The following is a 14,868-nucleotide window of genomic DNA, read 5'->3' as shown; positions in this document are numbered from 1 at the left end:
CAGATGCTTTTTTATTGTCCGGAAAGGATATTATGGGAGTATTTGATGAAGTAAAGGAACGAGTGACCGCAAGGGCGGTTATGGAGCGGGCTGGTATTGTTTTCAATCGGAGCAATATGTGCAAGTGTCCGTTTCATCAGGATAAGACAGCGAGCATGAAAGTAAAGCCGGCAGATAAAAAATATTTCTGCTTTGGTTGTGGGGAAAAAGGAGATGCAATTGATTTTGTTGCTAAGTATTATAATCTTTCTCCAAAAGATGCAGCTATGCAGATTGCTGATGAATTTGGAATAGCTTATGACAGTTCGGTGCGGTCTCCACCAAAGCCGGTCAGGAGAGAAAAATCTCCAATGCAGATACTGGAAGAAGCTAAAACAAAGATATATCGTGTGTTATCTGATTATTTTCATTTGTTAAAAGAATGGGAGAGAGACTACAAACCGAAAAGCATGGATGAAATTGATGCGAGGTATGAGGAAGCTGTGAATAATCTCCCCAAAGTGGAGTATCAGCTTGATACTTTGCTATGGGGAACAGAGGAAGAGAAAGAAATGCTGCTCAGAGATTTAGGAAAGGAGGTGGCAGAAATTGAGCGAAGAGTTAATGAGCATCGCAGAAATCAGAGAACGATTGATCACAACAGACAAAGGAGCTGTGAAGCAGTGCATTAGGAATGTTGTTACTGTACTGGAGAATGATCCGAAGTTCAAGGGTGTTATTTGTTACAACATGATGACAGACCGGAACGACATTGTAAAAGATCTGGGGTGGTATCGGGAAAGCCCTGTGCTGACTGATTCTGACATAGACCATATCATGCTGTATCTTGAAGAGAATTACAGTCTGACAACGGAGAAAAAGATAAAATCGGCAATCAATGTGGTCGCTATGGAAAACAAGTATCACCCGATTCAGCAAAAACTCAATTCCTTAGTGTGGGACAAAAAAGAGCGAATCAAAGATGTGCTGTATCACTTTCTTGGAGCGGATAGGAATGTCTATACCTATGAAGCAATGAAAGTTCTTCTGTTGGGGGCAATTTCAAGAGTGTTTCGCCCAGGGACGAAGTTTGAGTATATGCTGATACTGGTGGGTGGTCAGGGAGCCGGAAAGTCCACATTTTTCAGGTTCCTTGCCATGAATGATTCATGGTTTACTGATGATCTGAAAAAACTTGATGATGAAAATGTGTTCCGAAAAATGCAGGGACATCTCATCATAGAACTGTCGGAAATGATAGCGACTGCCAGTGCTAGGAGCATTGAGGATATTAAGTCTTTTATCAGTAGGCAGAGTGATATTTATAAAGTACCTTATGAGACACAGCCAAAGGACAGACCGAGACAGTGCGTGTTTGGCGGTACTTCTAATGCTATGGATACACTTCCGCTTGATCGTACCGGTAACAGACGATTCATGCCGGTCATGGTTTATCCTGAGAGAGCAGAGTGCCATATTCTTGATAATGAAGCAAGTTCAAGGGAATATATCGAGCAGGTGTGGGCGGAAGCTATGGAGATATTCAGATCAGGAGAGTTCAGGCTGATGCTTAGCAAGGAATCAGCTGAATACCTGAAAGATTATCAGAAGCAGTTTATGCCGGAAGATGCTGATGCCGGAATGATTCTTGCCTTTCTTGATGATTTCAAGGGGGACAGGGTTTGTTCCAAACTGTTGTGGAAAGAAGCACTTCACAGAGACTACGAACCTAAGAGGATTGAGCTAAAGCAGATTTGCGATATTATGAACAATTCTGTGACCGACTGGGTTATGAGCGATGGGGCAATGCACTTTGGAGATTATGGCAAGCAACGAGGTTGGGTGCGTGTCGGTTCGTCTCAGGAGATCCCCGACAAAGCGGACAGCGATGGTTTTTTGGAAATACCGAAACAGTTGGAATTGGAGATACCATTTAAGTAACAAAATTGATGAAGTTACCTTGTTGTTACTTATGTTGTTACCCAGTGGAAGCATTGATTTTACTGGGTTTTCTATGAAAGGTAACAAAAGTAACAAGAAAATAGAAAAATAAATAAAATACGGGTAGCAAGCATAGGTAGCGGTGATTTGAGAAGTCTTTTCGGTCATGTTACCTTTTTTGTTACCCTTTCCCTTGTAGGGGGAATTTGGGAAAGGAGCGGAGCGAATGCAAGAAGAGAAAACAGTGGAAAACAAAGCAAATTATATAGATGGCGGTAATTTTAAGACGAGAATCGGCAATACTACTTACCTTGTCGGGGTGTTCTTCAACAATGCGAAAAAGGTAACAGTAGAGGACAGAATAAAGAATTTAATACGTCAGGAAGTGGTTGCTGGCAATTTCTAAGCCAGTTAATCATTAAAACGAACATTTTTTATAGTGAATTATCATTCTCTGTATTGACAAAACGCTTCCTAAAGGAAGTGTCCTTACAGAATGCGGACATGCTCTTAAAGTCGGACCGGTGAAGCTTGATGAAAACGGAAAGCCAGTAAGGGATAAAAAAGGCCGAGTGATACGCGAACCGTATGAGATCAGGGTGTTTAACACGATCAATTTCAAGAAAAGCATGAAGTACAACCCTTTCGCCTATATCCACTCGGAGAACGACATCATGAAGTTTGTGACAGCTCTTATTGCGAATACGAAGGGTGAAGGCAAGACCGGGGAAGATTTCTGGGTGAAGGCTGAGGCGCTGCTCTATACAGCGCTTATTGCCTACATTCACTATGAAGCTCCCGAAGAGGAACAGAACTTCGCCACTCTGCTTGAGATGATAAACAGCATGGAGGTACGAGAAGATGATGAGGAGTTTCAGAATCTGGTGGATATCCTGATGGAGCGACTGGAAAAGAGAGACCCGAACCACTTTGCCGTAAGGCAGTACAGCAAGTACAAGCTTGCAGCCGGTGTTATAAGCTTGAAGAGACTTCTTAATCATCATTTTTTAAGAAATTGGAGCTCCAAAATGATTAAAAAGTCTCTTGAGGCTTATTTTTTGCCCAAAATACAAAATTGTACTTTTTTAAAAACATTCTCAAAGGATGGCAACATTTTGCCTCGCCAGTCTGGATATAGTGTAAGGAGTTTTTCAAACCGACACAAAAATCCAGAGAAATTTAAAAAAGTTACGTTACTACCTTGTAAAACAGCGTCCGAAAGATGGGTTAAGTGAGAGGAACTTTTTTGAAGATCCTTACACGAACCTTGACAACGGAGCAGCCTGTCCATAGTGATACCAGATTTGAATGTGCATCCAGCATGTCTTTTCTGGCAAATACGTCCCGGAAACATCGGAACCCGGTACAGGAACGGATATGGAATGAAAACAGGCAATGAAAAATGAAAGGAAGGAGGAAAACGGATGCAGGAAAAACTTACCGCATTGTATGAGCGTCTCAGCCATGATGATGACCTTATGGGCGAGAGCAACAGTATATCGAACCAGAAGCAGATGCTTTCAGAATATGCAGAATCCCATGGACTTACCCCATATATCCATTTTACGGATGATGGAATATCCGGCACAAGGTTTGACCGCCCGGGATTTGTCAGCATGATGGATGCCATCAAAGCCGGGCAGATCGGGACGGTGATCATAAAGGATATGAGCCGGTTGGGACGTGATTATCTGATGGTCGGTCAGATTCAGGAAATGCTGCGCCAGAAGCAGGTTAGGCTGATCGCTATCAATGATGGTCATGACAGTCTGAATGGGGATGATGATTTTCTTCCTTTCCGAAACATTATGAATGAGTGGTATGCGAAAGACACGAGCAAAAAGATCCGGTCTACCTTTAAGGCAAAAGGCAATTCCGGGAAGCACGTTGCAAGCACCACACCATACGGATATCTGAAAGACCCGGAAAATAAGGAACACTGGATCGTGGATGAAGAGGCTGCACAGGTTGTCCGCAGGATTTTTCAGATGACAATGGACGGATATGGTCCTTACCAGATCGCAAAGAAGCTGAAAGAAGATCAGGTGGAGATCCCGGCAGTACACATGGCAAGGCATGGGGCAGGATTATGGCAGGGAAGAGTGGACGAGATCAAAGACCCCTATGCGTGGGGTTCGTCGACGGTGGCAGGGATCCTGAAAAAGCGGGAATATCTTGGTCACACTGTTAATTTCAAGACCAGAAAGCATTTTAAGGACAAAAAGAGCCATTATGTGTCAGAAGATAACTGGACAGTATTTGAGGACACGCAGGAAGCGATCATTGATCAGGAAACCTTTGATAATGTCCAGAGAATCCGGAAGAATGTCCGCAGATACCCGGACGGATGGGGAGAAGCACATCCACTGACAGGGCTGATGTATTGTGCCGATTGCGGGGCAAAAATGTATGTGCACCGGGTAAATAATGGGAAAAGAATCCCACAATATACCTGTTCTGCATATAGCAAGGTTCCGGTTGGAACACTCTGCCCGACACAGCACAGGATTAATGCGGATATTGTGATGGAGCTGATAAAAGACCTGCTGAAAGCTATCGCAGAATATTCCCATCTGAACCGGGAAGAGTTCATTGAGACAGTGAAGACAACACAGAATTCCCAGCAGTCCAGTGAAATCGTGAGACTGAAAAACAGGATAGCAGAAGCGAAAAAGCGTCTGCAGGAACTGGAAAAACTGATCTGCCGAATATATGAGGATAATATCCTCGGTAAGCTGCCGGACGAACGTTACGCAGTCCTTGATGGGCAGTATTCCAAAGAACAGAAAGAACTGACAGCGGAAATTTCAGAATTGGAAGCAGAGGTAGCCGGATATGAAAATGGCAGACGGTCTGCGGAAAGATTTATTGCACTGGTGGACAAATATCAGAATTTTGATGAACTGACCACATATATGCTGAATGAGTTCGTGGAAAAGATTCTGGTGCATGAGAGGGACAGGAAAGGAAGCCAGCAGACCACACAGGAGATTGAGATTTATTTTAATTTTGTGGGAAGGTATCTTCCACCGCATTTTGGAGAAGTCCAGCTGACGACGGAAGAGGAAGAAGAATTACGAAAGCGAGAAGCCAGGAAGGACAGGCTGCACCAGAATTATCTGAGGCGGAAGGCAAATGGAAAACAGAAAGAATACGAAGACAAAGTAAAAGAAAAAAGAAAAGCCGAGATCGAGGCGAAGAAGGAAGCAATCCGGCAGGAAGATATTGCGAAAGGTGTGTTTGTTCCAGTGTCGATGCTTCCGGCTGCAGAACCAAAGAAAGGGGTGGCAAATGCATGAAAGAATTGAAACCGATGATACATGATGAAAAGAACGGACTGGATTATATCCTTGTGGGAGATTATTATATCCCGCTGATCCGTGTGGCGGAAGAACCCCGGGATATTGGTTTTTATGGAAGCCTCCGAAGGAATTTTCTGAAAGACTACCGGCAAGCTTTGTATTCCCAGCTGATGCTGACTGGGAAGCTCTGGTCGTATCTTGCTGATTTGAATGAAATCTGTGTGGAACGCAGGGATAACATGATGGATCAGATGATGGAAGCAGAGGGTGTCACAGAGGAATTAAAGGGAAAAGACCAGATGGAATGGCTCCGCAGGGTAAATAACATCCGCAACAGAGTGGATGAAGTTATTTTGAATGAACTGGTTTATGTGTAGGGGGATGCTTATGAGATACCGGATTGAATATGCAGATGGTCGGTGCTGTAATTTCGCCAACAGCCGGAAAGACCTTCTGGAATGGCTGAAACTCTTAAAGGACGAAGAGATCATAGATATTCGGAAAATCTACAAAAACGGTGTGACAGATTCCGTACTTGAGAAGTATCGAAACTATGTGAACAGAAATGCCGGATAGGAAGGAGAAGACAGGATGAAAGCCATACATTTTATTTTTAAAATCATGTTCCTGCCTGTGATGGTTGCTCTGGGAGTCATAAGACTGTTTGCGGAGTTCCTTGCAGGAATATCAGCAGTCATCTTCCGGGTAATTGCAGGAATCTTTCTTCTGACCGCCCTGCTAAGCTATGGCTTGGGGCTGGAAAGTTCCGGGGAATGCCTGAAAATGGTATTGGCTGGCTTCCTGTTTTATCTCCTGCCATGTACGGTTGAAATCGTGATTGCGGGAATCGTCTTTTTAGAAGAATGGATTCGCTCTATAACATAGGAAGAGGGAAGAAAGGGACACGATTATGAAAAGAGAATTAGTGGAAAGCTACTTCGACTGGAATGAGATCAGGCTGGAGGCATATTTACGGATTGACCCGGAGCTGATCGAGTTGGAAAGAGAATGTGAGGCAACAATGGATGAATTGAAGCCATACATTGAAAAATATGGTCATGAGTTTTGGACGATCATTGATCGGATCGTATCGGCAAGACACGCAGTAGAAGCCTATATTAGCCGGGAAATGTATATCCGAGGATTTTTGGATTATGAACGTCTGGTGTGTGAGATAGAAAGGGATGTATAAAGATGAAAGAGGAAGCATTAAAGGAATTTGTGGACAATGTCATTCAGGAACGGATGCAGAGCGCATTCAGCCAGATGAAAGCCGGGAAAAAACCAGATGACGAGGATGATGTGGAACAAAAGTATGAGGAAGCGGTGGCATTGCTGCCAGAGGATAAGCAACAGGCAGTCAGGGCATACTGTGATGCTATTTTTGACAGCGGTGCGGATGCTGAGCAGTTCTTTTATCGGTTGGGACTGAAGGATGGAATTCGGTTGTATAAGACAGTAAAAAGTATCATCAAGGGAATATCTTAAATGGATTGGAAAATGTTATTTAAAATTCACATGTGCTACCATAACTCGGAAAACATATGGAATAAGGAATTTTTTTGTGATATACTGTTCTAAAAATCGTTGTCTGGCGATTTGGTGAATCCCGATAGATTATTTTATAGGGAACAGAAACTTTGAATTTGAGGAGGTGATAAGATGACAGCATATATGAGATTAAGATAATACCGCGAGTTGTGTTGCGGTACATCCGTATTACATAACTCGCTTTCGGGCAAGAATGTAATAATGGAGGATGTCATGAATAAAATTATTAGATTTAATGACAGCGAAAAGCTTTTTCGTTGTCCAATATGTAAACGAAAGTTAAAGATGGTAGGCAATAGTTTGCTGTGTAGTAATAAGCATTGTTTCGATATTTCTAAATTAGGATATGTGAATTTTGCATTAAATCAAAAGCAATCTAAGCATTATAGCAGAACTTCTTTTGAAAGCAGAATGGATATTTTAGAAAAGGGATACTATTCACATATTCTTACGGAGATAACACATATATTGAGCAAGCTTGAAAACATAACAACTATTCTTGATGTCGGATGTGGTGAAGGATATTATTCTAGAAAAATCAAAGAACTATTTCAAGCAGATATAGTTGCTTTTGATATTTCAAAAGATGCCATTTCCCTTGCTTCAAAAAGAGACGGTAGTAAGTCTATAAAGTGGTTTGTGGGTGATTTGGAAAATATGCCAATTAGAGACCACTCAGTAGACTGTATACTGGACATATTTACACCAGCTAATTATTTGGAGTTCAATAGAGTTCTGACGGATAGCGGCTATATTGTAAAGGTTATTCCTGGGAATAAACATCTGATGGAGTTCAGAAACATTGCAAAAGAACATTTGAAAAATCAAGAGTATTCCAATGAGAATGTGATTAACTTATTCAAGAAGCAGTATTCTGTTATTTACCAAAAAAGAGTTTCAGAATCATATGAAATGCCGTTAGAGGATATTAAAATTTTTGCAGACATGACCCCACTGCTCTTCCATGTAGATAAAACTGAGATTGATTTCAAAAAGCTAAAAACTTTGACGATTGATGCAGAGATATTTGTGGGAAGTCTATAACGCTTGAAACTTTCAGTTTTGTGAAAAGAGAATAGTGAGTAACCCAAAGGGCATCAACCGTAAAAAGTTGGTGCCTTTTGTTTTGCTCATTAATGCTCAGAGGAGATGTAAAGAAAAATTGAATATGACCGATTAGGTCAAATATGAGAGCCGATGCGATTGGACTTTTTCCCAAAAAAGTGACAAAGTGTCGGCTCTTATTTTTTGAGAAAATCCGATTTGAGGATTTTTGTAAAACCGGGCGAAACGGAAATTCTGGCAGATGGGACAGTAGCAGAAATTACATTTTGTCCGGCGGGTGTGCAGAGGGCGGAGCTCTTTGTGCAGGGAATGCAAAGGGGTGCTGAGTGTCGGTGGCACTCGTTTAGCACCGACCGAAGCGGAGCGGAGACCGGCAGCTCCATGCTGGGGTTAAGGGGCAAAGCCCATTATCGGGTCAAGGGTGAAACGCCTTGCCCAGTGATTTGATGCCTGCGTCAAGTCGTACTGGGTATTATCTGGCGAATTGTGTTACCCAAAATTATTTTCGGGATTGACCGCCACATGAAAAAAACATGTGAAACGCAAGAGGCAGATAATGGAAAGACCACAGATAAGGGCAGAATGGGAAAAAAGAAAAATGAAAAAATGCAGAATCGGTGAAAGGGGGAATCAGAAGAATGAGAGTTACAAGGCATAATGGCAGATCGGGGAAACATGGTGTTTATAATCCAAAGCACAATGACAGAAAATTCGATATTGCCAACAGCGAACATATTGATGCGGAGAGGGAAAAGCAGAATATCTATTGGGACTGTTACCGGGGATATGTCCAGAACCCTTCAGATGAGACACTTAGGAATTGGGGACCGGTCGAGCCGGAGGCAAGTTTTCATGATATTGAAAAGATGTATTATGAAGACCATTACAGCGATTTTATAAAAGGGCAGAATGCCAGAAATGAGAAAAACCGCCACCCGGAAAGAAACCGGACAACGGAAGATCTGTTAAAAAATAAAATGACCTGTCCGGAAGAAACGATATTCCAGATCGGAAAGGAGGGGGAGCATATATCGGGAGAACAGCTTTTTCATATTGCGGATTCTTTTATGAAAAGGTTCGAGGGGATGTTTGGAGACCATGTGCATATTTTGGATTTTGCACTCCACATGGATGAGACCACTCCCCATATCCATGAACGTCACGTGTTTGACTGCGAGAATAAATATGGGGAACTGTGTCCGCAACAGGAAAAGGCATTGGAAGCACTTGGCATTCCTCTTCCCGATCCGGATAAGCCCAGAGGAAGAAACAATAACCGGAAGATGACTTTTGATCTGATCTGCAGGAATCTTCTGTTTGATGTTTGCAGGCAGTATGGGCTGGAGATTGAGGAAGCGCCGGAATATGGCGGAAAGAAGTATCTGGAAAAGCAGGAGTTTATCATACAGGCACAGAAAGAAAAGATTGCCAGGCAGGAACAGATGATAAAGGAACAGGAAGAAAAAATCATGGATAATGAAACCCTGATCGATGAAGTGTCAGAGATCGCTTATGACAAGGCGGTGGAAGTCGTTACGGAAAAAGTAAGGGCACAGACACAGGAAGAGGATATCTGGCTTCTGGATCAGCTTTGCAATAACATTGTCCAGAATCCAAATAATTCTGATAAGGCAAAAACAATTACCAAAAACGTCATTAAGATGGCGAAAGAGAAATTACGGAATGCAGCAAATGCAGTTATTGAAAAAGTGCAGAAAACTCTTCAGGAGCCAGAGGTCAGGAAAGCGAATACGGAACAGATCAAGAAGAAGGCAAGGACGAGTGTTCTTGAAAAACTGGCTGCCAATAAAAAGCGGGTCGCAGAAGAAAATGCAGCCAGAAAGAAAACAAAAACAAAATATTATGACATGGATTCTCTGTAAAGAGCATTTTGATTTATTCAGTTTTGGATAAAAGTCAGGATGCTCTTTTTTTGAACCCGGTCATATCTGAACGGGTTGGAAAGGAAGTGGATAGAAAGTGAATGTATTTGAAGTAGTAAAGCAGAATGTGACGGTCAGGCAGGCTGCGGAACTTTATGGATTTAAGCCCAACAGGAGCGGATTAATCCGGTGCATTTTTCATAATGACGGTACACCGAGCATGAAAGTTGACCGCAGATATTACTGTTTTGGATGCGGGTGTACCGGGGATGTGATCGATTTTACTGCCCAGCTCTTCGGACTAAAATCCAGAGAGGCTGCTTTGAAGCTGGCAGATGATTTTTGGATCTCCTATGGGAACAGGGCAAGGGATTCTCCCAAAAGTGGGAAAAAGTCTCTGGTGAAAGAAAAAGGGAAGGCTCCAGAAACAGACTGGAAAACAGAATGTGCCAGATTTACAAAAGCATATCTGGATTACCGCACCCTGCTTCTGGAATGGAAAGAATGTTATGCACCAAAAACACCAGAGGAAGAGTGGGATGGGCATTTTGGCACCGCACTGAGGGAGTTGAGTATCGTTGAATATTATCTGGATATTCTTCTATTCGGTGATGAAAAGGATAAGAAAATGCTTGTCAAGGAAAAAGGAAAGGAGGTGGAAAAGATTGAGCGAGAATGTAAAGGAGCAGGACGCTTTGCAGATCATGGAGCAGATGGCGGATGTGGATGCCATAAGGGAGATCCGCTCCCATCTGTCTGTGACAAATCAGGGAACCGTCAAAGGGACGATGCAGAATTATATGATCGTGCTTCGGGAAGACCCGCTCCTGAAAGGGAGCCTGAGATTTAATCTCCTGAACCAGAGGATCGATATCGTCAGGAAACTCTGGTGGAATGATGGGATCATCTCTATGACAGATGCTGCCAGAGATTTCTTTTATCTGTATTTTGAACAGTTTTATAGTCTGGGTAATGAGAAAAACATGGATAAAGCCCTGAGGGCGGAAGCAAACAGCAAACAGTATCATCCGATCTGCGAATATCTGAACCGCTTAGAGTGGGATGGCACAGAACGTATCCGTTATGTATTGAAGAGGTATATGGGGGCAGATGATTCGGATATGGTCTATGAATGCCTGAAGCATTTTATGATGGAAGCACTGCTCCGTATTTTTAAGCCGGGATGTAAGGCAGATGAGATGCTCTGCCTTGTAGGAACACAGGGTGCAGGAAAATCTACATTTTTCCGGTTTCTGGCTATTAAGGATGAGTGGTTTTCAGATGACTTGAGGGATTTGGGAGATAAAAAGATTTATGAAAAGCTCCGGGGACACTGGATTATGGAAATGTCGGAGATGATTGCTGCGATCAGTGCTAAGAGCAATGAAGAGATCAAGTCCTTTTTGAGCCGGCAGAAAGATACATTTCGGAATTCCTATGGAAAATTTGAAGAGGACAGACCGAGACAATGTCTGTTTGCCGGGACAACCAATACAAAGCAGTTCCTGCCTTTTGACCGTACAGGAGCAAGACGTTTCCTTGCAATTGAGGTCGATTCCTCAAAGGCGGAAAAACATCTTCTTGATAATGAAGAAGAATCGAGGGCATACTTCGACCAGCTTTGGGCGGAAGCAATGGTCATCTTCAATTCCTGCAAGGACAAAAGCAGTCTTCTGAAACTTCCAAAAGAAATGGAGGAGCAGATCATTGATTACCGGAAACAGTTCATGCAGGAAGATACGATGGCAGGGCAGGTTCAGGGATGGCTAGATGGATATGCCGGGACTTATGTCTGCTCCAGACAGATCTGGAAAGAGGCATTTAACCATTATGATGGTGAACCAAGGAAATATGAGACCAATGAGATATGCCAGATCATGGACACACAGATCATTGGATGGAAAAGAGGCGGTTATCATCGTTTCTCAAAAGAAGGATTTGGTACACAGCGGTGCTGGATCAGAGAGGGAAAGGGTGAAACAGAGACTGTCAACCAACTGGACAAAGATGGATTCATAAAACTTACGGAAGGTGAGCAGATGAAGATACCTTTTGATTAGCCTGACAGGGAGAGGATGGTCAAAACAGCTGAATTTCCATTTTTTTGACTGTTTGTTGACATTTTTGTTGACTGGGAAAAGCCTTTAAATATCAGCTTTTTCAGCATATTTCTTAACTGTCAACAAAGATATTTAAAAAAGAAAATATTATTTAGAGTAGGGATGACTTTGATAAAGATATTATTTTATTAAAAGTTTCAAGTGCCTTGTTGACATTGACGGGGGGACAGAATTTCAGATCGAGATACCGTCCTGGCTGGGATAATAACTGTCCTCTCTCTGTCGGGAAAATGAACAGAATACTGGCAGGCAATTTGGCATATCAGTCTGCCACCCTGCTCGCCAGTAAATCACATGAAAGAAAGGAGAAGCTTATGGGACAGGTTATGAATTCGAAAACGGAAAGCAATACATTTACAAAAAGGATTGGGCAGACAACTTATGTTGTCCGATTCCATTACAATGAGAACGCAAGAGAGACGATGCAGGAGAAAATCAACCGTATGCTGGTGAATGAAGTCAATCGTTCGGGCATCATGGAAACAGAGGAAAAAATGGCTGAGTAATTTAGTGGTGGTAACAACAAAGAACGTTTTCATCAGCATTTTAGCTGTTTTACCACTGATTTGACACGAAAAAGTGCCTTTTTTGATGAAAAAACTATTGACATTTTGTTTCAGGAAAAACGGCAAAGTCGATCCTAATCTCCTGTGGCGCGAGACTTGCTCCGTTCGAGATACAGGATGTAAGGGACATCACGATGGAAGACGAGCTTGGGCTTGATACCATAGGAGATCGGAAAACGGCACTCTTTCTTATCATGTCGGATACCGATCCGACGTTTAACTTTTTAATCGCCCTTATCTATACGCAGATGTTTAACCTCCTCTGTGAGAAGGCAGATGATGTCTACGGCGGCAGACTTCCGGTCCATGTGCGGTGTCTTATCGACGAGATGGCAAACATCGGCCAGATTCCGAATCTTGAGAAGCTTATTGCCACGATCCGAAGCCGCGAGATCTCTGCCTGTCTTTTCCTTCAGGCGAAGTCGCAGCTAAAGGCCATCTATAAGGACAATGCAGAGACGATCATCGGCAACTGTGACACACAGATATTTCTTGGAGGTACGGAGGTTTCAACGCTTAAAGACTTGAACCAGCTCCTTGGTAAAGAGACCATAGATACCTACAATACGGGGGAGAGCCGCGGAAGGGACTTATCGCACAGCATGAACTATCAGAAGATGGGACATGATCTGATGTCGATGGATGAGCTGTCGGTTATGGATGGGCGCAGGTGTATCCTCCAGCTTCGCGGAGTAAGACCTTTCATCTCAGAAAAATATGATCTGACGAAACACCCGAACTACAAGCTGACTGGAGATTACAGCAGGAAGTACATGTTTGACATAAAGCACCTCTTAAGTCATGAGCTAAAGCTTGTGGCAGATGATGAGTGCGAAGTTGTAAGCGCAGGTTAGAGACATAGAGGAAATTAATGATGAGAATAAGGGTGAGGTCTCCGACTTCAGAAAGAAGACGGTCATAAAAATATCATATACCACGGATAAAAAGCTGACTGCATGATGCGGCCAGCTTTTTTGTTACCAGTAAAAATTTACATACAGACAAAGGAGAACAAACAAATGGAATTTTTTAGTTCAGCAGTAAATGTATTACAGACACTTGTTGTCGCACTCGGTGCAGGTCTTGGCATCTGGGGTGTCGTAAACCTGATGGAAGGGTATGGCAATGACAACCCCGGCGCGAATGCTCATGTACGGTAAGGAAGCAAGCAACCGAAAACAAGAGATAGACCGCCAGCACTACACTATTCCGAACCAAAGACCAAAAGATAAGCATTGTGGGAAAATCTAAACTTTTGGATTTTCCTACAATGCCAACTACGGCGGAATCCCTCCCACTCCTTATATCTTTCTGTATACATTGAATTTGTATTTAGTAAAATGCAGACAACACCACGGATCGGCTTTTGGTTGGACAATTCCAACCAAACACCACAGCAGACAGCAGAAAACATTCTGAACGCTAGGAAGCCGGTATGATTGTTACATATAAGGGGAAGAAAAATTTCTTTTAGGTACTTGCTTTCCTAAAACTGATGTGATACAATGATTTAATCCAGAAAAGGAGTAAAAAATATGCGGCAAGGTATTCTTAAATAAAACTATAATCAAATAGTGGGAACAAAGGATTATGATAGCTCCTTTTGTAGGGGCTTAGTTTTTTGTACCCAATTTAAGAATACTTTTGCCTTATCAATTTTGACATATCCCCAAAAACAGCAATCACAAACAGGTGTATGCTGTATATGTGTATGTCCGCAACTTATAATCCCCAGTGGTAAAAGTATTTTACTGCTGGGGATTTTTATGCCCTTTGGGGCTGTAAAGGGAGGACAATCACATGAAAATAATCAATATTGGAATTCTTGCCCATGTAGACGCTGGAAAGACGACCTTGACGGAGAGCCTGCTATATGCCAGCGGAGCCATTTCAGAACCGGGGAGCGTCGAAAAAGGGACAACGAGGACGGACACCATGTTTTTGGAGCGGCAGCGTGGGATTACCATTCAAGCGGCAGTCACTTCCTTCCAGTGGCACAGATGTAAAGTTAACATTGTGGATACGCCCGGCCACATGGATTTTTTGGCGGAGGTGTACCGCTCTTTGGCTGTTTTAGATGGGGCCATCTTGGTGATCTCCGCTAAAGATGGCGTGCAGGCCCAGACCCGTATTCTGTTCCATGCCCTGCGGAAAATGAACATTCCCACCGTTATCTTTATCAACAAGATCGACCAGGCTGGCGTTGATTTGCAGAGCGTGGTTCAGTCTGTTCGGGATAAGCTCTCCGCCGATATTATCATCAAGCAGACGGTGTCGCTGTCCCCGGAAATAGTCCTGGAGGAAAATACCGACATAGAAGCATGGGATGCGGTCATCGAAAATAACGATGAATTATTGGAAAAGTATATCGCAGGAGAACCAATCAGCCGGGAAAAACTTGTGCGGGAGGAACAGCGGCGGGTTCAAGACGCCTCCCTGTTCCCGGTCTATTATGGCAGCG

General features: G+C 43.0%; 16 protein-coding genes and 2 pseudogenes. All 18 read left to right on the top strand.

Going from position 1 to position 14,868, the window contains the following annotated elements:
- Positions 1-32: 32 nt before the first annotated feature.
- A complete protein-coding gene (locus ACTNEN_RS09120; RefSeq protein ID WP_441205986.1) occupies positions 33-671 on the top strand; it encodes a CHC2 zinc finger domain-containing protein in 639 nt (212 codons plus the stop codon).
- Entirely contained in the window at positions 604-1,920 is a 1,317-nt protein-coding gene (locus ACTNEN_RS09115; protein WP_441206205.1) for a VapE domain-containing protein, read from the top strand. The genes ACTNEN_RS09120 and ACTNEN_RS09115 overlap by 68 nt, the downstream gene beginning before the upstream one ends.
- 226 nt (positions 1,921-2,146) lie before the next feature.
- Entirely contained in the window at positions 2,147-2,326 is a 180-nt protein-coding gene (locus ACTNEN_RS09110) for a transposon-encoded TnpW family protein (protein ID WP_441205985.1), read from the top strand.
- A 61-nt stretch (positions 2,327-2,387) separates the two neighbouring features.
- Positions 2,388-2,891, top strand: a pseudogene (locus ACTNEN_RS09105) (type IV secretory system conjugative DNA transfer family protein); the annotation flags it as partial.
- A gap of 453 nt (positions 2,892-3,344) precedes the next feature.
- Positions 3,345-5,219 carry a DUF4368 domain-containing protein gene (locus ACTNEN_RS09100; protein WP_235232799.1) on the top strand — a complete coding sequence of 625 codons (1,875 nt, stop codon included), beginning with the start codon at positions 3,345-3,347 and terminating at the stop codon, positions 5,217-5,219.
- Positions 5,216-5,599, top strand: coding sequence for a TnpV protein (locus ACTNEN_RS09095; RefSeq protein ID WP_235232800.1), 384 nt, complete (start codon positions 5,216-5,218; stop codon positions 5,597-5,599). The genes ACTNEN_RS09100 and ACTNEN_RS09095 overlap by 4 nt, the downstream gene beginning before the upstream one ends.
- Before the next feature lie 10 nt (positions 5,600-5,609).
- On the top strand, positions 5,610-5,798 hold the full coding sequence (locus tag ACTNEN_RS09090) for a hypothetical protein (RefSeq protein WP_287890058.1): 189 nt from the start codon (positions 5,610-5,612) through the stop codon (positions 5,796-5,798).
- 15 nt (positions 5,799-5,813) lie between these two features.
- Positions 5,814-6,107, top strand: a complete 294-nt coding sequence (locus tag ACTNEN_RS09085; protein ID WP_321128845.1) for a hypothetical protein — start codon at positions 5,814-5,816, stop codon at positions 6,105-6,107.
- 25 nt (positions 6,108-6,132) lie between these two features.
- Complete coding sequence (locus ACTNEN_RS09080; protein ID WP_235232803.1) at positions 6,133-6,414, top strand: hypothetical protein; 282 nt, start codon at positions 6,133-6,135, stop codon at positions 6,412-6,414.
- A gap of 2 nt (positions 6,415-6,416) precedes the next feature.
- Positions 6,417-6,710, top strand: coding sequence for a hypothetical protein (locus tag ACTNEN_RS09075; protein ID WP_235232804.1), 294 nt, complete (start codon positions 6,417-6,419; stop codon positions 6,708-6,710).
- Between the two features lie 276 nt (positions 6,711-6,986).
- The gene (locus tag ACTNEN_RS09070) at positions 6,987-7,817 is read left to right on the top strand and encodes a methyltransferase domain-containing protein (protein WP_083655179.1); all 831 of its coding nucleotides are present in this window, start codon (positions 6,987-6,989) and stop codon (positions 7,815-7,817) included.
- Positions 7,818-8,476: 659 nt separating this feature from the next.
- Positions 8,477-9,721 carry a serine/arginine repetitive matrix protein 2 gene (locus ACTNEN_RS09065; RefSeq protein ID WP_346793727.1) on the top strand — a complete coding sequence of 415 codons (1,245 nt, stop codon included), beginning with the start codon at positions 8,477-8,479 and terminating at the stop codon, positions 9,719-9,721.
- A 97-nt stretch (positions 9,722-9,818) separates the two neighbouring features.
- Positions 9,819-10,571, top strand: coding sequence for a CHC2 zinc finger domain-containing protein (locus tag ACTNEN_RS09060; RefSeq protein WP_346793728.1), 753 nt, complete (start codon positions 9,819-9,821; stop codon positions 10,569-10,571).
- A complete protein-coding gene (locus ACTNEN_RS09055) occupies positions 10,510-11,781 on the top strand; it encodes a VapE domain-containing protein (RefSeq protein ID WP_441085973.1) in 1,272 nt (423 codons plus the stop codon). The genes ACTNEN_RS09060 and ACTNEN_RS09055 overlap by 62 nt, the downstream gene beginning before the upstream one ends.
- Before the next feature lie 374 nt (positions 11,782-12,155).
- Entirely contained in the window at positions 12,156-12,347 is a 192-nt protein-coding gene (locus tag ACTNEN_RS09050) for a transposon-encoded TnpW family protein (protein WP_320810846.1), read from the top strand.
- Between the two features lie 110 nt (positions 12,348-12,457).
- Positions 12,458-13,261 (top strand): annotated as a pseudogene (locus ACTNEN_RS09045) (VirD4-like conjugal transfer protein, CD1115 family); the annotation flags it as partial.
- A gap of 165 nt (positions 13,262-13,426) precedes the next feature.
- Complete coding sequence (locus tag ACTNEN_RS09040; RefSeq protein ID WP_441205981.1) at positions 13,427-13,567, top strand: Maff2 family mobile element protein; 141 nt, start codon at positions 13,427-13,429, stop codon at positions 13,565-13,567.
- Between the two features lie 640 nt (positions 13,568-14,207).
- On the top strand, positions 14,208-14,868 hold a 661-nt coding region (locus ACTNEN_RS09035), incomplete at its 3' end, for a GTP-binding protein (protein WP_441205980.1).

The organism is Oribacterium sp. HCP28S3_H8 (assembly GCF_052064775.1).
Taxonomy (GTDB): domain Bacteria; phylum Bacillota; class Clostridia; order Lachnospirales; family Lachnospiraceae; genus Oribacterium.
The sequence above is the reverse complement of the archived record's forward strand: the minus strand, read 5'-3'. Positions and strand labels throughout refer to the sequence as shown.